Source organism: Paenibacillus sp. RS8 (assembly GCF_041956825.1).
Classification (GTDB): domain Bacteria; phylum Bacillota; class Bacilli; order Paenibacillales; family Paenibacillaceae; genus Paenibacillus_AQ.
On sequence record NZ_CP168131.1, the window covers coordinates 5,958,368 to 5,980,025 of the forward strand.

The 21,658-nt window shown below is 41.7% G+C and carries 20 protein-coding genes and 1 pseudogene; 7 read left to right on the forward strand and 14 right to left on the reverse strand.

What is annotated here, in order from left to right; all coding sequences use genetic code 11:
• The 5 genes from ACDZ28_RS28075 to ACDZ28_RS28095 form a co-directional block, all read right to left on the reverse strand.
• Positions 1–705 (reverse strand): response regulator transcription factor, encoded by a 705-nt coding sequence (locus ACDZ28_RS28075; RefSeq protein WP_076121129.1) that lies wholly within the window; start codon positions 703–705, stop codon positions 1–3.
• A gap of 137 nt (positions 706–842) precedes the next feature.
• Entirely contained in the window at positions 843–1,925 is a 1,083-nt protein-coding gene (locus ACDZ28_RS28080; RefSeq protein ID WP_042129159.1) for a Gfo/Idh/MocA family protein, read from the reverse strand.
• 17 nt (positions 1,926–1,942) lie between these two features.
• Entirely contained in the window at positions 1,943–2,860 is a 918-nt protein-coding gene (locus ACDZ28_RS28085) for a helix-turn-helix domain-containing protein (RefSeq protein WP_231573819.1), read from the reverse strand.
• 30 nt (positions 2,861–2,890) lie between these two features.
• A complete protein-coding gene (locus ACDZ28_RS28090) occupies positions 2,891–3,895 on the reverse strand; it encodes a Gfo/Idh/MocA family protein (protein ID WP_375103359.1) in 1,005 nt (334 codons plus the stop codon).
• 214 nt (positions 3,896–4,109) lie between these two features.
• On the reverse strand, positions 4,110–4,664 hold the full coding sequence (locus ACDZ28_RS28095) for a GNAT family N-acetyltransferase (protein WP_339287303.1): 555 nt from the start codon (positions 4,662–4,664) through the stop codon (positions 4,110–4,112).
• An 86-nt stretch (positions 4,665–4,750) separates the two neighbouring features.
• On the opposite strand from ACDZ28_RS28095, the gene ACDZ28_RS28100 reads away from it, so the two are divergent.
• Both ACDZ28_RS28100 and ACDZ28_RS28105 read left to right on the forward strand, forming a co-directional pair.
• Positions 4,751–5,332: a LysE family translocator gene (locus tag ACDZ28_RS28100; RefSeq protein ID WP_042129163.1), complete on the forward strand. Its 582-nt coding sequence runs from the start codon at positions 4,751–4,753 to the stop codon at positions 5,330–5,332.
• 19 nt (positions 5,333–5,351) lie between these two features.
• Positions 5,352–6,125, forward strand: coding sequence for an AraC family transcriptional regulator (locus tag ACDZ28_RS28105; protein ID WP_076121133.1), 774 nt, complete (start codon positions 5,352–5,354; stop codon positions 6,123–6,125).
• A gap of 27 nt (positions 6,126–6,152) precedes the next feature.
• Here the strand turns inward: ACDZ28_RS28105 and nagA are convergent, their stop codons facing one another.
• The 6 genes and pseudogenes from nagA to ACDZ28_RS28135 form a co-directional block, all read right to left on the reverse strand.
• Positions 6,153–7,295 (reverse strand): N-acetylglucosamine-6-phosphate deacetylase, encoded by a 1,143-nt coding sequence (gene nagA, locus ACDZ28_RS28110; protein WP_042129167.1) that lies wholly within the window; start codon positions 7,293–7,295, stop codon positions 6,153–6,155.
• A 23-nt stretch (positions 7,296–7,318) separates the two neighbouring features.
• On the reverse strand, positions 7,319–8,104 hold the full coding sequence (locus ACDZ28_RS28115) for a DeoR/GlpR family DNA-binding transcription regulator (RefSeq protein WP_042129169.1): 786 nt from the start codon (positions 8,102–8,104) through the stop codon (positions 7,319–7,321).
• A 166-nt stretch (positions 8,105–8,270) separates the two neighbouring features.
• Entirely contained in the window at positions 8,271–8,750 is a 480-nt protein-coding gene (locus tag ACDZ28_RS28120) for a DinB family protein (protein ID WP_339287305.1), read from the reverse strand.
• A gap of 38 nt (positions 8,751–8,788) precedes the next feature.
• Entirely contained in the window at positions 8,789–10,255 is a 1,467-nt protein-coding gene (locus ACDZ28_RS28125) for a protein adenylyltransferase SelO family protein (protein WP_339287307.1), read from the reverse strand.
• Between the two features lie 198 nt (positions 10,256–10,453).
• Positions 10,454–11,743, reverse strand: a complete 1,290-nt coding sequence (locus ACDZ28_RS28130) for a serine dehydratase subunit alpha family protein (protein ID WP_076121138.1) — start codon at positions 11,741–11,743, stop codon at positions 10,454–10,456.
• Positions 11,744–11,845: 102 nt separating this feature from the next.
• Positions 11,846–12,552 (reverse strand): annotated as a pseudogene (locus ACDZ28_RS28135) (DNA alkylation repair protein).
• A 403-nt stretch (positions 12,553–12,955) separates the two neighbouring features.
• Here ACDZ28_RS28135 and ACDZ28_RS28140 point away from each other — a divergent pair.
• Entirely contained in the window at positions 12,956–13,801 is an 846-nt protein-coding gene (locus ACDZ28_RS28140) for a lipase family protein (RefSeq protein ID WP_375103360.1), read from the forward strand.
• A gap of 62 nt (positions 13,802–13,863) precedes the next feature.
• On the opposite strand, the gene ACDZ28_RS28145 is transcribed toward ACDZ28_RS28140, so the two are convergent.
• Positions 13,864–14,205: a DUF4181 domain-containing protein gene (locus tag ACDZ28_RS28145; protein ID WP_375103361.1), complete on the reverse strand. Its 342-nt coding sequence runs from the start codon at positions 14,203–14,205 to the stop codon at positions 13,864–13,866.
• 414 nt (positions 14,206–14,619) lie between these two features.
• Between ACDZ28_RS28145 and ACDZ28_RS28150 the strand changes: the two genes are divergently transcribed.
• Positions 14,620–15,051 carry a flavodoxin domain-containing protein gene (locus tag ACDZ28_RS28150; RefSeq protein ID WP_375103362.1) on the forward strand — a complete coding sequence of 144 codons (432 nt, stop codon included), beginning with the start codon at positions 14,620–14,622 and terminating at the stop codon, positions 15,049–15,051.
• A gap of 161 nt (positions 15,052–15,212) precedes the next feature.
• Here ACDZ28_RS28150 and ACDZ28_RS28155 read toward each other — a convergent pair whose 3' ends face one another.
• Both ACDZ28_RS28155 and ACDZ28_RS28160 read right to left on the reverse strand, forming a co-directional pair.
• The gene (locus ACDZ28_RS28155; protein ID WP_375103363.1) at positions 15,213–17,282 is read right to left on the reverse strand and encodes a serine hydrolase domain-containing protein; all 2,070 of its coding nucleotides are present in this window, start codon (positions 17,280–17,282) and stop codon (positions 15,213–15,215) included.
• An 83-nt stretch (positions 17,283–17,365) separates the two neighbouring features.
• A complete protein-coding gene (locus tag ACDZ28_RS28160) occupies positions 17,366–18,088 on the reverse strand; it encodes an MOSC domain-containing protein (protein ID WP_341113825.1) in 723 nt (240 codons plus the stop codon).
• Positions 18,089–18,289: 201 nt separating this feature from the next.
• Between ACDZ28_RS28160 and ACDZ28_RS28165 the strand changes: the two genes are divergently transcribed.
• The 3 genes from ACDZ28_RS28165 (at position 18,290) to ACDZ28_RS28175 (ending at position 21,581) form a co-directional block, all read left to right on the forward strand.
• The gene (locus ACDZ28_RS28165; RefSeq protein ID WP_375103364.1) at positions 18,290–19,753 is read left to right on the forward strand and encodes an ATP-binding protein; all 1,464 of its coding nucleotides are present in this window, start codon (positions 18,290–18,292) and stop codon (positions 19,751–19,753) included.
• A gap of 92 nt (positions 19,754–19,845) precedes the next feature.
• On the forward strand, positions 19,846–20,697 hold the full coding sequence (locus ACDZ28_RS28170; protein ID WP_375103365.1) for an AraC family transcriptional regulator: 852 nt from the start codon (positions 19,846–19,848) through the stop codon (positions 20,695–20,697).
• Positions 20,697–21,581, forward strand: a complete 885-nt coding sequence (locus tag ACDZ28_RS28175) for a DMT family transporter (RefSeq protein ID WP_341115930.1) — start codon at positions 20,697–20,699, stop codon at positions 21,579–21,581. Before ACDZ28_RS28170 ends, ACDZ28_RS28175 begins: the two co-directional genes overlap by 1 nt.
• Positions 21,582–21,658: the final 77 nt, after the last annotated feature.

Genomic DNA, 21,658 nt, shown 5'->3' on the forward strand with positions numbered 1-21,658 from the left:
TCAACCATCCTTTCTAAAGCGGTATCCGAGCCCCCATACAGTCTCAATCCAATGCGGGTTTGAAGCATCCTCTTCAATCTTCTCTCTTAGCTTACGCACGTGAACATCCACCGTCTTTGGATCGCCAATATAATCCTCACCCCAAACCAAATTCATTAATTCATTCCTAGAGAGTGCTGTATCCGGATGCTCCAGAAAGGTCTTCATCAATTGAAACTCCTTCGGAGTTAATTCAATAATATCATCCTGCTTAAACATCTTGTTCGAGTTCAGATCCAGGCGAATCGGTCCAGATTGAAGTATAGTTCTTTGCGGTTTTAGAGCTGTTTCTGTACGACGCAATATCGCTTTAATCCGTGCCACCAGTTCTAATGGATTAAAAGGCTTCACAATGTAATCGTCGGCACCAATTTCAAGGCCATTGATTTTATCCAAGTCCTGTCCACGTGCGGTTAAAAAAATGATGATGACCCCGGGGTCCTGCTCTCTGATCTTGCGACAAATCTCAAACCCATTCGAATCCGGCAGCATGATGTCCAGAACAATAACGTCTGGCCGGTTCGCATTAAAGCTCTGCAATGCTTGTTCACCAAAAGCAGCCTCACTAACCACAAACCCATTATTCGTTAGATTAATAGATATAAACCGTCTAATATTATCGTCATCTTCCACAATAAGCACATGATTGCGTTCTTCAGTATCCATGATTATCCCCCTATTCCTCCATACTCAACAAGAAAAAAAAGCAAAAAGACTCTCCCTGTAAAGAGAGAGTCTTGTCTCAAATCCTTATCATTAAATCACAAGTGGATATTACTCTAAATCGTTGTGCTTGTCAAAATCTAATCTAAATACACGGCCTTGCCTGTTTGTGCAGATTCATATATTGCTTCTAATATTTGCGAAACAACATAAGCTTGTTCAGGTGTTACAACCGGGTCTTTATCCTGTTCAATAGCTTCGATCCACTTTCTTAATTCGATGTCAGGCGCACTTTCTGCTTTACCTTCATAGTAGGCTACACCGCCTGCACCAAGCTCGATTTCATTGGTGTACAGCTTACTGAATTTCTCTCCATTAATTCTAAGTCCGTCCTTCATATCGGCGCCAGCTTCCGTCCCGCTTAAGCTGCACTTCGCTTCATGTACGTCCAGTGAATTAAGTGCCCAGCTCGCTTCCAACATAATCGTAGCGCCGTTCTCCATCACGATCATTCCAAAGGCTGAATCTTCTACAGTGAATTTCTTCGGATCCCATGGTCCCCAAGCGTTTGCAGCTTCTTCTTTTTGAGACAGTTCATGATATTTGGTACCCAGCACGACTTTCGGTTTATAGTTATCCATCATCCACAGCGTTAGGTCCAGCGCATGGGTTCCGATATCGATCAGTGGCCCGCCCCCTTGCTTCTCTTCATCGAGGAAAACTCCCCATGTCGGTACGGCTCTCCGTCTGATGGCATGTGCTTTTGCAAAATAAATATGACCAAGCTCCCCGGACTCACATGCTTTTTTCAAATACAGGCTATCTTCTCTGTAGCGGTTGTCATATCCAATGGTTAGCTTTTTACCTGTACGTTTTGCTGCTTCAACCATTCGTTTGGCATCTGCCGCCGTCTTAGCCATTGGCTTTTCACACATGACGTGTTTTCCTGCTTCTAAAGCCGCAATTGAGATCTCTGCATGAGCATCATTCGGCGTAAGTACATGAATAATATCGATAGATTGATCTTTCAACAATTCTGTATAATCCGTATAGACAACAGCTTCAGCACTTCCGTATTTCTCCGCCGCTTCTTCAGCACGTTCTTTTATAATGTCACAGAAGGCAACGATCTCAACCTTACTTTGTCTGCTCAAACTTGGAAGATGCTTGCCATTTGCAATTCCACCACATCCAATAATTCCTACGCGAAACACTTTACTCATATCTTTCACCCTCACTTCTAATTGGTTTGTTTTGCATTTCGATAAGTTGCCGGAGTTATGCCTAAACGCTTGCGGAATACGATATGCAAATACGTTGCATTCGTAAATCCTTCCGACTTAGCAATTTGTTCTATCGGATAATTGCTTTCTTCAAGCTTTCGGCAGACCGCTTGTAATCGAATATCCTCAAGCGATCGACTAAAAGATTTGTCAGCATCCACTTGCTTAAACACTCGTTGCAGCTGCCTAGCGCTAATATTCAATTTTTCTGCAACATTCTCCAAGGTAACGGCTCCTGAATAATTAGCTTCCATATATTGAATGGCATAGTGATACCGATAAGTTAACATATCCCTAACAGGCGCTTCTGTTCGAATTCCACCTGAATCATACGTTCTTACTGCTTTTAATAAAATGCTGATAACAAGATGTTTAATGGAAGTATAATATCCCGTCAGTTTACCTTCACAAGCTTCATAGGCTTCGAGAAAACATTTCATAGCGCCGTGATAATCTTGTGCCGGAACTAGTGGCAGCTCCTTTAGCTTCTGAACACAGGTCTCTGCCTCCGCAACCTCCCAAGGATCTGCATCCTCTCTGAACTTCTCTTTGATGTCCACATGCAGACACAGTTCCTCCATGGATTCTTCTGGGTCCGCCTCTTGGCGATGCATCACACCCGGTCCGGTTAAATAGAGCATTCCCTCAGACAAGGGGTATTTTAGATCGCCTAGAATAACTTCTCCTTTTCCTCGTGGGATAAAATGAAATTCGAATTCAGAATGATTATGGAAATCTATGACTCTTCCCGGCGGAAAAGAGATCAAATGAAATCTAAGCACTGTAATCTCGTAATGTCCCCATTGAATAGAAATATCCAATCTCTCGAGCATATCATGCTTCTCAAACATCATCTCATAGGGAAAGTTACTCAATGTTAAATCCTCCTAACAGGTGGAGAGCAATTAAGCGTCCAAATCTGCTAACCGAATCATACGAGCTTCTTTAGCAGAACGATTCGCCGCTTCCATTAATCTCGTAAGCTCCACAGCGGTTTGAACATTCTGTGTGGCGAAAGTATCCTTTTGGATATGATTAACCCATTGATGGAATGCGCTTTCACGATTAGCGTGCAACGCTACTTCTTTCCATCCTTCCTCTTTGTCAGCAGATTTGTTACTTTTAAGTAGAAGCTTATCCTCTGGTGTTCCGTAAAGAAGCGTACCTTCGGTTCCATGCACCTCGATCGTAAACGGCGAATGACTATTCACAAACCCAGCCTCGACCACACCAATAGCTCCGGAATTCGTATATAACGTCACCACTGCATTATCTTCTACTTCCTTGCCCGTAACATAACCAAAATTAGCACTTACACCGGTCACGTCTTGACCTAAGAAAAGCTTCGTCAAATACATCGGATGACAGCCAAGATCAATCAAAGCACCGCCACCGCATTGTTCCAAACTGAAGAAATGCGCAGGAAGCCAGTTTTCTGTAGCTCCATTATGGGATAAACGAACTCTAACGTAAGTGATCTCTCCGAGCAGCTCTTGACTCAGAACCTCTTGGATCGTTAATGTATATCCATCATTTAGACGTGGCAAAGAGACGGTCAACTTCACCTCATTCTCTTCAACTGCGCTAATGATTTCTTCGACTTCTTTATGAGTTGGGGCAATTACTTTTTCCGTAAATATATGTTTACCCGCTTTAGCCGCAGCAATGATTACATCTCTATGCACATTGGTAGGTGCATCCACAATGACGGCATCTATATCCTCCTGCGCAAGCAGGTCATCCAGTGATTCGAAAAAAGGAACATTCAAGCTTTCGGCAGCTTTTTTCCCTCGCTCAGCATCTTCATCCCAAACCGCAGCTAATACAGTATCCTCATGCTCTTGAGCTTGCTTCGTATAGTCCCAAGCATGAACATGCCAATAGCTAATCTTACCTATTCTAATCGTCATTTGCTTGTGCCTCCCGTATATATGTTATTCTGACATCTATTAATAAAATAGCATATTATAAAGCGCTTTATTAGTAGGTAAATGCGACATCTAATATATAATATTACGACACATTCATTCCATATGACATACAATTTCCATTTTATCACTGGAGTGCTCATTCATAAAAAAGAAACCTCTACTATAAAAGCTAAAGGCTTCAATTTTTAAAAGCTTAGTTCAAATGATCACTCACATTACACAACCAAACCATATGAGCGGAATCGGGTCCCCAATAGTCTTTTACCACCTTATAAGGCTTCCCAAATTTACGCTGCCACTTGATTTGTGCGCGTTGATATCCACTGTCCAAGCAAAATTGCTCAATTCCTTGTTCGTTTAGAAATGTCATCATTTCCTTAATTAATGCTGAGCCAATCCCTTGACCCTGAAAGCGTGGTACCACGTATAAACTACCCAGTTCCCCCAAATGATCCAACTGATGCTCTGCACAGATTTGAATTGCCTCACCGCAGAGACCATAGGAAATCGTACCCACAACCGTCCCATTGATTTTAGCGATAAAGAAACACGTATCCGAGTTTGCCTGATCCAGGGAGGAAAGTGCCTTTTTCTTTTTATCGTCAATTTCACTTTGTATATCCTCTTGTAAGTGACCTATTCCCTCTTTATTAAAAGCATCTGATATCGATTCTTCAAACATCTGGCATGTAGTTTCATAATCAGCCATGGTGAGAACAGCTATGGTACATTGATTTGTCTCGTTCATTCTATTGATCACCTCTGCAATAATATACTATAACCATTCTAGCTAGGAGGTTTATATTCATGAGACTACTTTTACTGGAGGTCATCATGAATATAATTTCCTTTTTAATCTACTGCATCGTCGTTACATTTACACCTGGCCCAACCAATATTGTTATTCTTTCATCTGTGCAGCGTTCAGGGGCCAAAAAAACTATGAACTATGTATATGGAGCTACGGTGGCTTTTGGACTACTGCTTATCCTTTCAACCTTGCTTAACCGTGTTCTTGTTGAGGTCATCCCAAATATTCTGATCTTTATGCAAATCATTGGGAGCTTATATATGCTTTATCTTGCTTATAAAATCTTTAAAATGGGTTCAATGGAAGAACAGTCTAACTCAAATGCCGATTTTTGGCCAGGCTTTCTTATGCAGCTAGTAAATCCGAAAGTGCTCTTATTTACACTAACCGTCATTCCCAGCTACGTTATGCCATTCTACACTTCATCCATTACCTTGACCCTATTTGTTATAATTGTAACTGTAATCGGATTTCTTGGCTTCATAACATGGATTATTTTTGGCGCGATCTTCAGAAGCTTTCTGCAACATCATCAAAAAGTTCTAAATACCCTGATGGCACTCTTTTTAGTATACTCGGCCATTTTGATATCGGGAATCCTATAAAGGCATGGAGGATAAGAACGTGGAAACATTCAACTATAAAAAATCGGCAGATATCCTAACCTTGTCAGCTAGCATGACTGATTTCACTTATAAAAAACATTGCCACGAGGAATATGCACTCGGTGTAACGCTTCGCGGCATTCAGCAATATAACCTCGACGGTAGCTTGCAATCCTCCCATAAAAATGGGGTTATGCTGTTCAATCCAGAGCAGACACATGACGGCAGATCGTTTGACAAAGCAGGCATTGATTATGTCATGCTTTATATCAAGCCCACCATTATACAAGATATACTAGGAAAAAAAGAACTGCGGTTCACCTCTCCTATCCTATACGACAACAAATTGGCACAGTGCATATTGGCGCTAAGTCATGCCATACAGCATGGCAAAGAGGAGTCCTTGTGCAGTGAGCTATTGTTAACTCTGCTCGATTTAGTATCCCATACTGAAATAGATACCGACCGCAGAACAAATAGTAACCTCGTCAAAAAAGCGAAGGAAATGATGTACTGCAGTTTAGACCACGTGCTGAAGCTAGACGACCTCTGCAAAGAATTTGATCTATCCAAATATCAATTTATCCGAGCGTTTAAAATGCACACAGGAATATCCCCTTATCAATTCTTCTTAAATTGCAAAGTAGAGCATGCCAAACAGTCCATTGAGAAAACCAAGGATATCTATGCAGCTGTGGCAGAGTGCGGATTTGTGGATCTAACTCATTTGAACCGGCATTTTAAAAGCGTGTTTGGCATAACCGCACATGAATACAGGTTACAGCTGCATTGAGCAGAAGTAACCTGTATTCATCGTGATTTATAAAATTTGACCATCCACCATTGTCCAGAGCACTTTAAATTCATCATCCAAGAGGACCAGGTCAGCATCAAAACCAGCTGTTATCGTCCCCTTCTGTTGAAGCTCCAGAATATTGGCCGGCGTAGTTGAAGCCATCTGTACAGCATCGATCAATGGAATTCCAGTTTCAACAGTATAACGTAAGGCTTCATTCATAGTCACGGTGCTTGAAGCTAATGTTCCATCCTTCAGTCTCGCTACCCCCTCGGATACCGTAACATGATGGCCTCCAAACATATAATTCCCATCACCTAATCCCATAGCTTGCAGTGCATCTGTAATCAAGACCATTCCTTCCGGTCCTTTCAAGGTATGCATTAATCGAATAATTGCAGGATGCAGATGGACATTGTCCACAATCGCTTGAAGGCTTACATGCTTCTCTTCAAAAGCAGCCACAATTACCCCTGGATCTCGATGATGAATAGGCCGCATGCCATTAAAACAATGCGTAACATGACTTGCCCCCGACGCAAAGGCTTGTTTAGCCTCTTCATAAGTGGCATCCGAATGAGCGATGGCTATTACTACGCCCTTTTCTTTCAAAAAGGAAATAAGCTCCATCCCGCCCGGCAACTCCGGAGCAATTGTAACCATCTTAATGAGTGAACCCGCTTCTTCAAAAATTAGGTTCATTTCCTCTAAGTTGGGATGACGCAGAAACTTTTCGTTCTGCATACCTTTTCGCTTCGGGTTCAGGTAAGGTCCCTCTAAATGAATGCCTGCGATCTTTGCACCCACTTCATGTCCTATCACACGCTTGACACTACGAATCATTTCTAAAAGATCTTCTAGCGTAGAACTGACAGATGTAGCCAGAAATGAGGTGCAACCAGACGCAGCACAAGCCTTTGATACTTCTTGAATGCTCTCTTCCGTACCATCCATCATATCAAAACCATTAGCGCCATGAATATGAACATCTATCATTCCGGGTACTAACAAATGGCCACCGCCATCTATCCGTTCATAATCTCCCTCTGGAATCGAAAGGGCCTCTGCATCTATCTTTATGATTTCCCCTTCAAAAATCCACACATTAGCTGCTGGAACAATACGATCCTGAAGCACCAATTGCACATTTTGTAAAATACAATTCATAAATATCCTTCTCCTTTATGTCATCAGTCTTGTGATTGAACCTCTTCCGTCTCTTCTGAACACTCAATAACTGTGATGTTCTTCTGATCTAGAACTTCTCTAATCTGACTTGGGAGTTCTCGATTGGTAATTAAAATATCAACGAAATCAAAGTCTAGCCGATAAAAGGATTTGGCATTAAATTTGCTGTGATCCGCCACTAAAATCACTTGATCCGATCTTCGCGCCATTTCTCTTTTTACCCTCGCATCTTCTTCATAAGGATAGTAGAGTCCATCAGCACCGATCGCGGATGCTCCAATAAAGGCTTTATCTGCACGGATTTCACTAAGTTTATCGATAATGGAAGGACCATATAACAAGCGGTTTTTCACATTCAAGTAACCGCCAAGAACATAAATTTGCAGATCTTCCCGTTTGGACAAGATCCCTACATTATCAATCGAGTGTGTAACAACCGTAATATCCTTCGCGGTGATTTGTTCTGCAACAAACTGTACAGTGGTGGATACATCTAAAATCACAGTCTCATGATCTTGAATAAGCTGAGCTGCAGTCTTCCCTATTCTCTGCTTACTCTCAGATTTATCGATCAATCGATCCTGATAAGATAACAATTCTTTTTGTAACTCAGGTAACGATACCCCTCCATGCGTTCGGATCACAACACCTTCCTGTACTAATCTAACAATATCCCTACGTGCGGTATCTCTGGATACATCAAATTGAGTACAGATCTCTTGAACACTCATCGATTGGTGTTGTTTCAAATATTCGAGTATCTTCAACAATCTCTCCTCTTGAAACATCTTGTATGCACCTCCTAAAGTCATCATAAGTCATTCAATAAGCATTTACAAGCATTAAATATAATTATGTAAGTATTTATAAGTAATACTCTATAACTTATCCTCATTGATATTCACAAAAAAAGACGTTATCCAGATGGCTATACATCCGTTAACGTCCTTCAATTCACTTCACATTACGATTCCAACTCTTTTGGATCTTCCGAATAAAAACAATCTGCCCCACGTGATAAGCATTATGTGTCGTCACATTACCTAATACTTCCCACCACTGACTGTCTTGGAACCCTTGAACATCAGCTTCCAATTCGTCCTTCGTAATCAGTTCCTGCCAACGTAGAAGAACTTCTAAAAGTTGTTGTTGAAGCTCTTGGAACGTTACTCCTTCTGCAACAACAAAGGTATCATTGTTATCTACAGAAGGAACCGCATGGACGCTCTTTTCTTTATACCTTGTTTGCCAAGCCTCATTCCAGTAGAGCAGATGCTGCGCAATCTCAATAATACTATTGCTTTCTTCTGTTACTTTCCAAGATGCTTCCTCTTCGCTTAAGTCTTTTACGGCTACCTCAAAGGGCACATACCAACTTGGATCATTCGCATTCGCTAGCAACTGGTTAGCCAGAACATCATATGCATGAAACATTCTTACTTCACCTCATTATTTAGATCATTATTTGCAAATCAAGTGCCGCAGAAGGTTCGATAGGGTCTTGCTGATTCCTCAGGAAGTGTCGAATATTCATCTTGTTCAGGGGTATACGCGTAAGGATTGGAAAGAGCTTCAAGCAACCGCTCCATCACACTGTAATCTCCCTGTTGCACTGCCGCTTGGAGTGCTTCCTCTACCCTGTGGTTTCGCGGAATGATCGCAGGATTACTATTGCGCATTAGCTGCTGTGAAACCTCTTTCGATTGCTGCTGTCTGCTAAGTCTAGCCTGCCATAACTCATGCCACTTGGTAAATTCCGCTGCACTAAACAGAACGGTTTCTTCCAGCTTCTCCAAAGTTAGGGCACGGAAGGTATTGGTATAGTCCGCCCGGTATTTCTGCATCAAATCTAGCAGGTCTTCAATTAGCGCAACATCCTCTACCTCTTCGTTGAAGATTCCGAGCTTCGCTCTCATTCCTGAGAGCCAATGATGATAAGACCGCTCTTTAAAATCTGCAATCTCCTCTTCAGCGAGCTGAATCGCCTGTTCTTGATCATCAGCCACCAATGGCAGGAGAGTCTCCGCGAATCTTGCGAGATTCCAAGAGGCAATCCCCGGCTGATTGCCATAGGCATATCGACCCTGCTGGTCTATGGAACTGAATACGGTCTCCGGATTATACATATCCATGAATGCGCATGGACCATAATCAATCGTTTCTCCGCTAAGTGCCATGTTGTCCGTATTCATCACTCCATGAATAAATCCTACAAGCTGCCATTTGGCAATCAGTTCAGCCTGACGTCCAATCACTTCCCGAAGCAGGAAAAGATATCGGTTCTCTTCCATAGGCACTTCGGGATAGTGTCTTTGCAGCGTGTAATCAGCCAGAATACGGAGATCATCTGCATTCCCCCATGCTGCAACATATTGAAAAGTACCCACCCGTAGATGACTGGCTGCAACACGGGTAAGAACAGCACCGGGCTGCTCTGTTTCTCGAATGATCGTTTCTCCTGTAGTGACCACCGACAAGCTGCGAGTGGTAGGAATACCAAGGCCATGCATGGCTTCACTGATGATATATTCACGCAGCATCGGGCCAAGTCCGGCTCGGCCATCCCCACCACGAGAATATGGCGTTCTTCCCGCGCCTTTAAGCTGAATGTCTACGCGTTCACCTTGGGGAGTGACCTGTTCACCCAGCAGCACAGCTCGGCCGTCACCTAACATGGTAAAATGTCCAAATTGATGCCCAGCATAGGCTTGAGCAAGCGACTCAGTACCTTTAGGAACTTCATTGCCCGCAAAAATCTGTACACCATCCTTACTATGTAGTGCTGTGCTATTCAGCCCTAAAGTAGCAGCCAACGGTTCATTTAAAATAACTAACTCCGGCTTTCGCACAGGAGTAGGTTTGATCCTTGTAAACATGGATTCCGGCAGATGAGCATAACTGTTCTCAAAGTTCCATCCTATATCTATCTTCTCCGTCATAATATCTCCTTTTTATACCATCAGTCTATGCCTTTATGATCTCAGAATAAGTTATGTTAAAATTTAATGCAAATCCTCTTATAAACCTATGACCTTGCCGCAGAATTACAAAGACCGCCCGGCCTCCTGCCATTTTAAGCAGGGAACCGGGCGGTCATAATTCATGATCTCTTATTTTGTATCTAAGTTACTATAAGGTTACTTCGCTCCACCTTTGGAGAGCATGATATTTAGAATGGTCTTGTCAGTATCCGCCAGACCTTCTTGAACCAGTCGCTCCATGTTGCGAATAGTGTCTTCCACCTCTTCGAAAATAACTCCATCCTTGGTCGTAGGAGCAATATTATTCATCGCCAATGTGGCTGCCTGAATCGCTGTATTGGTGGAGGTGGAAATCTTCAGTGCACAGGTTGAATTCGCACCGTCGCAGATCATGCCTGACAAAGAAGCTATTGTATTCTGTATCCCATGCTTAATTTGCTCAAGACTACCGCCCATGAGATAAATGATCCCGCTATTCGCTCCTACCCCGCCAGCAATCCCTGAACCGCATAAAGGCGACAACCGCCCGATATAATGCTTGATATGCACAGTGACCAGATTGCTTAGTGCAAGCGCCCGAGCCAGTGTCTCTTCATCCTTGCCGAGCAATTCCGCCAATGATATAACAGGAAGCGTACAGGCGATGCCTTGATTACCGCTGCCCGCTGTTGTCATCACAGGCATTGCACTGCCATCCATGCGAGCATCTGAAGCCGCGGCAGTGGCCGCTATAATTTTGTTCGCCACATCATTGCCGAATAAATTCATCGCAGATTGCTGGTTCATCTTCTTTCCTACTTGCAAGCCATAATCGCCTCGGAGTCCCTCATCGGAGATCGCTTTGTTCATCCGAGCACCTTCCAAGAGGAAGCTAAGGTCTGAAAATGGAGCCGTACTTATAAACTCGAAAATCCGATCTACAGAGCCTTCATAAGCTTCAGTATCGGACAGACCGGGCTTTCCACAGTCAGCTTTAGACTTCTTAGGTGTCACTTTTTTTCCGTCTAGAGCTAGGTATTCAATATTAGTGTGTTCCTTAGCAAGGATGGCAATCGCCGTATGATTCTCTGTCTTCACCTGTGCCTCAATATATAACTTCTCAGGAGTGTCCATTATCTCCACTTTTAGCAGCTTTCGATCAAGCAGGTCATTTGCCAGCTTTAGCTCATCCTGAGTCAGGCCTGATAGGATTTCCAGCTCCTTGTGCGAACGTCCGACCACCGCACCAAGGGCTGCTGCGATAGGAAGACCTGTCTGGCCTGTCCCAGGGATGCCCACTCCCATTGCATTTTTAATAATATTACCGCTGAGATGCAGCTGAATCCCCGTTATTTCTTCTTCGAGAAGCTCTGCCGCCAAGGAGACGGCATACGCAACTGCGATCGGCTCTGTGCAGCCTTCTGCCGGTACGACTTCCTTGTGCAAAATTTCCAATAAGTTGCCCATGTATGCTTTTCCCCCTTCTCTCCCACTTGGAGTCATTTCTATATAGTAACGCAGAGTGAAGTTTCAGGGAATCCTTTTTCTTCTCAAGAAGCTTCTGCTAGATCAACATCTTACATGCTTGCGTTTAAAACCAAGCCGAGCTTTGTCGACTGCTTTTTGAATATTTGCGTACGCGTGAATCAATTTACTTTTTGCCTTATCCTTATCAACTTCAACTGGACCTACAGTCCTTGCAGTCTCGCTAGCCTTATCATGTAGTGGCGAATAAGATACGGCTACTGTGTATAAAAAGTTATTCATTGAATATTGGGTACGTTCTGGAGAATCATGAATCGTATTTTCCACCATCTCAAGCATACCAGCAAGCTTGCTTTCGGAAAACTCAACATCCGGCCGACTGCCAAGCAGCCAGCAATAACAGCTCCAGCCCGCTGACATTCTCAGCTCTTCACCGCTCGCGATCCATTTATCGGCCACTTGTTGTGCAATATCCGCTTCTGCCAAGGTTACTGCCACTACAAAGTCGGACAGCATATAAAAATAAGCCGCATCCATCCATCGGTCATAATCCGCTTCCGTCATTGCATTGGGATCAGCAATGATGCCGGCAAAATACATGGCGTCGTAGTTCCTGTCGCGTAAAGCTCCTCAGCCAATGGCTGATTTATTTTTGTTTTCTTGAAGATTGGCTTCATTGCTCCGGTAGCCACGCCAAATAGTGGTTCCTTTGCTCCATTGGACATATATATTTTCTTGGTTCGTTCCTTGCCGAGCGCTTCCAGCTCCTGCATGACCATCTCTAAATCCACTATTTAACACTTCCTTTTTCAAAGTTCTTTCCCAAGCTATCTTAGGTTTGTACTAGTTAAAGAAAGTGTACTGTATGGATTTCCTTGTCGCAAGTTAAGTTTCCGAAGGAATCCTTATGGGTGGGCAGTAACACCAGAAGTGATTTAGGGAGCACTTAGCTTCGATCGCTTCATTTGATTTATGGTAAGCTAGAAAACCGAAGGCACAAAGTGGAATCATAGCAAAAAGAAGAAATGAAATCATTAAGCGCCGCTGAACCTTCGACTTTCGAAATAAAATCACTTGAAGTAACAATTTAACTGTGTAAAATTTAGATATTTCTAATTGGTACAAGGCCTCCTATGATATAGGAATCTCTCTCTCGTCCCCCTAATATAGTTTAGGAAGGAGGGCGGGATGCACATGGGTACCAAAAATGATCAAGAGCAAAGGGCTATCTTTCTAGCTGCCATCTGCGGACAGACCTATGCGCAGTTCTCAAATACAGAAGGTTTGTTCGTCGTTCCATTAGATTATCAGATCGTGGATACAATTGAAGCAAGATCCATCAGCGAGGTATGGGAACGCTTCGGATTTATTCTGGAATCTCCACAAGAGATTATTGTGGCCTTCCGGGGAACCAGCTCCACAACCGATTGGATGTCTAACGTTATGGCCTCACAGGAGAGATTCAAATACATTAAAGAAGATACCCTTACCCACCGTGGTTTCACGAATATCTACGCATCAGCTCGCGATGGGATTATCTCTACACTTGATAAGCTATCTCCCGATAAAACCTTATACATTACTGGTCACAGCCTAGGTGGAGCACTCGCCACTTTATGTGCTATAGATATTGCGGCCAACACCTCGCACATCTCACCTAATCTGTTCACCTATGGTTCACCACGTGTAGGCGATCCGAACTTTGTTAATGTTTTTAAACCATATGTCCGGAAGAGTTACCGTTATGCCAATCTTTTTGATATTGTTACGTACGCTCCTCCACATGTATATAAGCTGCCTAAACGGAAAACGAAGTACTATTACAGTCATGTCCATACCTTCGTATCACTTTCTTTCCAGAATGGATCTGCAAGTGGCAATCATATGATCGGCAACTATTTTACTGAACTTTCAAAGCTCCAACCACGGTACTCCGAGCAGATATGTTTAACAAACCCAGGATTCTGTCCAGTTGTAAATAACCCCGTCATAAGCGCATCCATTCCACCAGCTGAACCTCATGTACCAAAAAGGTCGTGAAATTAAAAAGCCTAATCCCTTATGTATGCTGACAGGGGATTAGGCTTTAATCGTTCAACCTATTAGAAAAAGAAATAAACTAACACCACACCTTCGACTAACAAAATCATTGAAACGATATGTTGTTTCGTATGCTTTAAAAATTTCCAATCAATATATGACTGAAATCCTACGGCAATAATTATGAATACAATCCAAAACCACTTCATTCCTATCCCCTGTACGCCATCAGCTATCATTATGACAATTGCCGAAATTAATCCAATAAGTCCGAGTATTAATTTACCTTTTATATTTAGCTCATTACCGTCGTCAGAGATTTTTTCTTTATCCGGACCAACAATCCATACCCTTAGAAAAAAACCAGAAAAAGCAAGAATTAATACTAAAAATGGAATGGCCAATCCTGTTGCCCTCCTTCTAAGCAGTTATTCGTATTTATTTCTTATCATTAGTTCTTTGATTTCTCTTAACTCATTTAATATTTCCTTTGATATTTGCGTACTTCTAGAGTTATCGATGCCTAATTTAATCACGGTTACTCCAAGCAAAAAATAGATGACTAGCATTACGATGATACTCAACTTATCTCCACACCCCTTTTTATTGTAATTTCTTTAAAGATATAGCTAACGATAGATCAATTATTCCTATGATACCATAATAAGGATGTAGAATTAGTACATAAGAACTTGCTGTTAACTTGACAAAAGATCGCTATTTTCGATAATATATATATTATCTCGATAATCAAGATAATTGAATTACAAGAGTCTTTTGGAACCCCTGAATAATTTAAGCTGAAAAGAGGAACCACAATGGCAGTACTTATTCTATATGCAACAAAATCAGGAGCAACAGAGCAATGCGCAAAGGTATTATCAGAAGAGATTCCTCAGAGTAAGATCTGTAATATTGAAATAGAGAAACCAAATCTTGAAGAATTTGATAGCATTATTTTAGGTGCCGGAGTAAGAGATGAGAAAATATACAAAGCGATTCGTGATTTTATCAAAAAAAATAAAGATGAGTTACTAAATAAGAAGATGGGCTACTATATTTGTAACGAGAAACCGAAAACAACTGAGGAATTAATAGAGAAGAATTTTCCGGATGATCTAAAAAAATCTGCAATATGCATCGAATCCTTTGGCGGTTACAAAGCCTATAAAGCTCCTAAGGAAGGAACGGATCAGCTTAAGGGGATTTTTGTAGATAAAATAAAAGAGTTTTCAAAGAATTTCAGATAGGAAGATAGAATTTCAACTAGCATAATTGCCCTCTGCGTCCCTATAAGGACGGTAAACGTTTAAGCGAGAAATAGAAGAATAATATAAAAAATCCTGTTACCAAGATAAAATAATCTGGATAACAGGATTCTTTTTTTATAAAAAAATTAAATTGATTATTACTACTTGATTGTCAATTCAAACTTCGCACCCACATCGCTTACAAATACAATTTTCCCGTTACTCGGAAGTTTAACTTGCGTAAGACCGCTGATCGTAGAGAAATTTACACACCTACCATTCTCATCATAAACAGCAAAGGAACCTTTAGCTGGTAGCTCTACTGTCATCAACTTTCCTGATGCTGTCTCAGGTATTTCATACCATCTCGCATATCCATCTGCTTGGATGGTTACCAATGATTGCGGGCCGGCATAGATAGGTTTAATGGCATCCTGTGATATAAAATATTGGTTTCCAACCTTAAGGTACTCCACACCCTCTTTATTTTCAAAAACAAGATCCGCAAGATCGCGCCCACCTAAAGTTGGAATTTGCACAGTCATTTCAGCTTTATTCGGGCCAGTTATTTTATTCGAGCCCATATAGCCCGGTGCATCAGGGAACATAGCAATTCCAGCTACTGGCATACTCATGTAAAATTGTGAGCTATACTTCTCGCTGACATCAAAATACATTTTTCCTTGACGCTGCTGCCATGCTGACAAAACCTCATTGGATAAAGAATTCGCCTCTAGCTTTTCTGCTGCATATTGAGTACTGGCAGTCTCACCAAGCCCTGGAATAACTCCGTACCCTTGACTCCAAAGATAGATACGACCATTGTTCTCCTTCACAAAGCTAACTTTACTCGTACCCACTGCATCTAAGAATTCACCGTTCGTATGATACGAAAATTTCTGAGCTGGCATTGTAGGTGCCATGATCGAAGAGATACTCAATTCCCCAGCTTTACTAATTTCTATCTTCATTAGCTGCGTAGAATCAGCATAAACACCTGCATAACTTAACAAATCCTCTGGCATCTTCTCTTTGTTCGTGGCTTTAAATGTAGGCGTAGCTTTCAGTTCCTTGATAACTCCCTTTTCTTGTAGAGCACTGAGCAAAATTTCGTTAGCAAGCATCTGATCGGTTGTGCTCGATCCTCCAGAAGATACCACAGCTGCTGCCATCCGCTGTTCTGGCAACACGACAAGTGAAGTATGATACAGACTTGTATCCCCGCCCTTAGTCAGAGCTTTGATCTCGTATTGATTGAATGGATATAAATTCACACTGTCCCAGCCCAATCCATATGCGAACGAATTATCGATTCCTTTTGGCCACATTCCACGTTTATATTCCTCTTGCTCCATCGCTTTTACTGATTTCTCTGACAGAATCCCTTTCGATCCTCCAGTGAAAATAGTTGCAAAGCGCACCAAATCTTCAGCCGTGGAATAGATGCCCCCTGTTCCAATTACGTTAATGGTCTCTTTGGGTAAAGCGGCTGGGTAGGTAGCATTGTATACACTTGCCAGCTGGCTGGAATCCACAGAATCTACTGGCGTTTTCGTATGCTGAAGCCCTAAAGGACCTGTAAAATTTTGATGAATGAATGTAGTGAAGTCCATGCCACTGACTTTCTCAACAATCAACTCCGCCAGCGTAAATCCATCATTACAATATACAGAGTACGCTCCTGGATCTGCCTTTAGGCGTTGTGTTGACAAAGTCGCTAGCAAATTATCTTTGGCGATAGAATCAGAATCATTAAATAAGAAAGAATTTGATAAGTTCGAACCCCCAAGACCTGATGAGTGATTCAACAGCATACGTACGGTGATTTGCTTATAACGTGAATCTTCCATCGTAAAATTATTCAAATAAGTTACAATGGGAGCCTCTAAATCAACTTTCCCTTGTTCTACGAGCTTCATAATAGAAGCTGCCGTATACACCTTACTCGTCGAGCCAATTCCATACATCGTTGTAACGCTTGGTGCCGTCTTGCTCTCCACATGGCTGTATCCTGCTTGGCCGCTCACAACGATTGTATCCCCATCCATCAGAGCATATTGGAGACTCGTCGTTCCTATCTTTTCCGTTAAGAATGCTGCCTTCTCAGCCGCCACCTTCTGAGTGTTCACGTACGTTTGCGTTTTTCCACTATCCGCTGCAAAAGCATTCGTAGGAATATACACCACTAAAAGCAGAGATACCATCAACAGGGATATTATTTTCTTCTTCATACATTCCCTCCCTCTATGAATTTTCCATTCCTTTCAAGGGTAATTTATCCATATGAGAATGTAAAGTAAGTTTATATCATACGCTAATCCATTAATTCTACTTTGTCTCCGATTCTGATTTCCCCTGTCTTAACTACAGAAGCATATACTCCGAAGTGGAGTTCAAACTCCTGGTTCAGTTTTTTCAATAGTTTAGGGTCTCTTTCCAGACTATCCGGGTCCATCGTGATAACCATACATCTCTCACAAAAACTATCTACCTGTAGCTGCACTTCTCCAATGGAGAGCTGCCGACCGATCCAATCCCCTTCAAAAAGCGATTCATCATTTAAAGCGATAACAAAGTTCCCACGAAAACGTCGCTGATCTAAGGAATTACCCCATGATGCCTCAAGCTTCTTTAAGCTGGCATCCGTAATGAGTAAGATACTAGCGCCATCCACTGATAACAGTTGCGGATGCTCCGGTTGTGGATGCGAAGCTTTTATAGTAGACATGGAGATTTGTGTTTTAGTTTGGCTTTGAATTTCTTCCAACAAACGCTCGTCCCACCCAAAGGTTCGACCATCCGAAGCTCTTACATGAATTTCTCCATTGATAAATTGGGCTTGATAGGTAAGCATTTTAGGATTATTTCTAGCCGTAAAATAACGCCACCATCCCTCTTTTGACTCATCATAAAAGGCACAGAAACGATCCCCAAGCATTCCATATGGTTCTATCATACAGGTTTCCAATCGTTCACCTGCGAATGACTTGACTGGATAGCGGTTAATTTCTCGGATTTCACCAACGATTGATTGCACAGTACAACCCCTCCACTTTCTATAAATGCACGTATTCTCTAATATTACCTGAAACCGCTTGACTCTTGCACCCTTATTTTCACAACAACACATAGCTTCGAATGGTTCTTGTTTACATAAAAATTTATATATTTTAATAGAATATATGTTTTATACTAAGACTATTACATATGGTGGAAAGAATATGAGAGGTGAATAGCAGTGCGGCCTTATGAATTGCACAGTTTTGATTTTGCTTTTACACATGCTGTAATTGGAATGGCGCTTGTTTCGTTTGATGGAACGCTCTTGAAATGGAATTCCGCCTTAAGTGCCCTTTTGGGATATGATCATAGCGAGTTACTAACATCCTCTTCATCTGTTCGTACGCTTCTAAGTCAGATCCGTGAAATTGCTGAGCTTGAAGAGTCTTTTTCCTCGTTTAACATCCATCCGCATCGTTACCAACAGGATTACTACAAACCAACTGGACAACTATTATGCCTAGAGATCTCCATCTCTATCATTTCAGATACCAATGGTGCCCCCCAATATTATTTCATTCAATTCGAAAATAAGACGATCATCAAGCAGATAGAAACGCAGCTGCAGGAAGTAGAAACTAATCTGTTGGAGAAAGATGATTCTTTCTTACAGCTGCTAGAGGAATTACCTCTGACCGTGGTGATTACAATAAACGGGATTGTTCAGTATGCGAATTCAGCGGGTTTGCAATTAATCCATGCGGAAAGCCTTGATCAAGTATTAGGTTCATCTACTACTAGTATTGTAGACCTTTCCAATTATCAAATTCTTCAAGAACGAAGGGAAAGATATCACAGCGGTAATACGTCAGGCTCCGTTTGCTACTTAATTAATTGCTTAAATGGTCAGCAGAAATATGTGGATGGGTTCACGCTACCGATAATCTTCAATGGAAGCAAAGCATTTATTGGAATTTTCAAAGATATCTCACAGCAAATGCTGGAAGAAGAACGGCTAATCCAATCCGAGAAATTATCCACCGCAGGGCAATTAGCAGCTGGAATTGCTCATGAAATCAGAAATCCGCTTACAGCCATTAACGGCTTTATGAAGCTGCTTCGCTCTTCCGAGCGCATGAATGATAAATATTTTTTCATTATAGAGTCCGAATTGAAACGCATCGAGTTTATCGTCAACGAACTGCTCGTCTTATCCAAACCACAAACGACGCATATCAGTAAACCTGTCGATTTATTATCTTTGCTCGAGCAAGTTACTACATTAATGAATGGTCAAGCTGCACTAAGAAACCTTAAGATTCTCCCTGTCTGTGCAGATCAACCCATTTGGATTCATGGAGAGGCTTATCAGCTTAAGCAGGTGTTTATTAATTTACTTAAAAATGCGATGGAAGCAATGAATAATGGAGGAAACATATATATTCATGTGCATACAACTGAAAGTGAATCCCGAATTAGTGTACAGGATGAAGGTTGCGGGATGTCAGAGGAACAGATCAAAGCACTTGGCAAACCATTTTATACGACAAAAGAATCAGGAACTGGCCTTGGGTTTATGATCACACAAAATATTGTACATAATCATGGCGGAGCTATAACAGTAGAAAGTATTCCTGAGCAAGGTACCACTTTTACAGTAACCCTTCCAATGATATTAGAGCCTGAGGAAGCTGCGATCTAGCATTTGATGAACCACAATCGCAACATCGTGCAAGAATGCTCCTAATTTAAACATTATAATGGGGTTACATAACTGGAAAAGAAGGTGCAGCAGTGACTCGTGAAGTTCGAACCATCGTCTTCGATAGCGACTTGAATTTTGAGGCGTATCGCTTTGAAGGGATCATGCAGAAATTCCCCAACCATTTCCATGACTATTACGTTATAGGTTTTATTGAACAAGGCAAGAGACTTATGATTTGTAACAATGAAGAGCATATCCTTAACAGCGGAGACGTGATCCTCTTTAATCCGCAGGATACCCACTCTTGTGAACCGTTGGACGGGAGTTCCTTTGACTATCGCGCCTTCAATATTCAGCCAGAGATTATGCGTAAGTATGTGCTTGAAATAACCGGCATAGACTACTTGCCTCGGTTTACACCTAATGCTCTTTACCAAAGTGAACTGACGGGCTCATTACATGATCTACATCAAATGATAGTAGAGGATCAAACTGATTTTCAAAAAGAGGAATTGTTTCTGTTTCTCCTAGAGCAGCTTCTGAGAGAATATTCCGATGCGGAACCCTTCTATTCTTCACAGGACCATACCTCTGAAATCAAAACGATTTGCGAATACATAGAGACACACTATGCGCAGAATATTACCCTTAATCAATTAAGTGAATTGACAAGCTTAAGCAAATATCATTTGCTGCGTTTATTTACGAAACAAAAAGGGATATCACCTTATCGATACTTGGAGACCATTCGGATTAACCAAGCTAAACGACTATTAGAAGAAGGAATACTTCCTATAGAAGTGGCCTCGCTAACCGGGTTTAGTGATCAGAGCCATTTCACAAATTTCTTCAAAAAATTGATCGGCTTAACCCCTAAACAATATATGCGTATTTTTAGTCAGCAGCCGAATCAGAGGCAAACAACGGATCGCACGATATGATGGATCAACGTAAAACTAATACGGGACATTTACTGGCTCTAATTACTATTTTAATCTGGGGAACAACCTTTATCTCTTCCAAAATACTGTTAACTGACTTTACTCCTGTTGAAATTCTGTTCTTCCGCTTTCTATTGGGTTACTTTGTATTGTTACTGATCTATTCACGTCCAGTGCGAACGAAGTCGTTTAAGGAAGAGCTGCTCTTTGTTTCAGCAGGCTTATGTGGAATTACGTTATATTTTCTTCTAGAGAATATTGCCCTAGTCTACACCCTCGCTTCCAATGTAGGCGTGATTGTCTCGATCGCTCCTTTCTTCACGGCAGTTATAGCTCACTTCTTTTTAGAGGAGGAGAAATTCCATCGTCAGTTTATAATTGGCTTTGTAATTGCGCTGTCAGGAATTATTTTAATCGGGCTGAATGGGAGTTTTCTTCTAAAACTGAACCCGATCGGAGACCTGTTGGCTTTCATAGCCCCTATGGTTTGGGCCATTTACTCTGTATTAATGCGCAAGATTAGCGGCTTACAGGTTCATACAATTGGAGCTACCCGCAAAGTATTTTTTTATGGAATCCTTTTTATGCTGCCGGCTTTGTTTATCTTTGACTTTCATCTGGATCTTAGCAGATTCAAAGACACCCAAAATATGACCAATATCCTCTTCTTAGGATTGGGAGCCTCAGCTTTATGTTTTGTTACTTGGAATCGAGCTGTAGGTATCTTAGGCGCCGTAAAAACGAGTGTATACATTTATATTGTGCCTGTAGTTACTGTGGCAGCCTCTGCCCTTATCCTGAATGAAAAGATTACCTGGGCCACCTTGCTGGGAACCTTTTTGACGCTAACTGGCTCTTATATTTCTGAACGCAAACCTAAATGATCATTCATCTCCTAGAATTAAAATAAGAATCTAATATATGGAGTGGATCTAAAACTAATTAGGGAAAACCTCCCTAA

Coding starts and splice junctions, on each gene's coding strand:
- ACDZ28_RS28115 (WP_042129169.1), bottom strand. CDS start 8,104: ATGTTTCAAGAGGAGAGATTGTTGAAGATACTCGAATATTTGAAACAA.
- ACDZ28_RS28095 (WP_339287303.1), bottom strand. CDS start 4,664: ATGAACGAGACAAATCAATGTACCATAGCTGTTCTCACCATGGCTGAT.
- ACDZ28_RS28080 (WP_042129159.1), bottom strand. CDS start 1,925: ATGAGTAAAGTGTTTCGCGTAGGAATTATTGGATGTGGTGGAATTGCA.
- ACDZ28_RS28140 (WP_375103360.1), top strand. CDS start 12,956: ATGGGTACCAAAAATGATCAAGAGCAAAGGGCTATCTTTCTAGCTGCC.
- ACDZ28_RS28075 (WP_076121129.1), bottom strand. CDS start 705: ATGGATACTGAAGAACGCAATCATGTGCTTATTGTGGAAGATGACGAT.
- ACDZ28_RS28155 (WP_375103363.1), bottom strand. CDS start 17,282: ATGAAGAAGAAAATAATATCCCTGTTGATGGTATCTCTGCTTTTAGTG.
- ACDZ28_RS28100 (WP_042129163.1), top strand. CDS start 4,751: ATGAATATAATTTCCTTTTTAATCTACTGCATCGTCGTTACATTTACA.
- ACDZ28_RS28150 (WP_375103362.1), top strand. CDS start 14,620: ATGGCAGTACTTATTCTATATGCAACAAAATCAGGAGCAACAGAGCAA.
- ACDZ28_RS28175 (WP_341115930.1), top strand. CDS start 20,697: ATGGATCAACGTAAAACTAATACGGGACATTTACTGGCTCTAATTACT.
- nagA (WP_042129167.1), bottom strand. CDS start 7,295: ATGAATTGTATTTTACAAAATGTGCAATTGGTGCTTCAGGATCGTATT.
- ACDZ28_RS28120 (WP_339287305.1), bottom strand. CDS start 8,750: ATGTTTCATGCATATGATGTTCTGGCTAACCAGTTGCTAGCGAATGCG.
- ACDZ28_RS28125 (WP_339287307.1), bottom strand. CDS start 10,255: ATGACGGAGAAGATAGATATAGGATGGAACTTTGAGAACAGTTATGCT.
- ACDZ28_RS28130 (WP_076121138.1), bottom strand. CDS start 11,743: ATGGGCAACTTATTGGAAATTTTGCACAAGGAAGTCGTACCGGCAGAA.
- ACDZ28_RS28090 (WP_375103359.1), bottom strand. CDS start 3,895: ATGACGATTAGAATAGGTAAGATTAGCTATTGGCATGTTCATGCTTGG.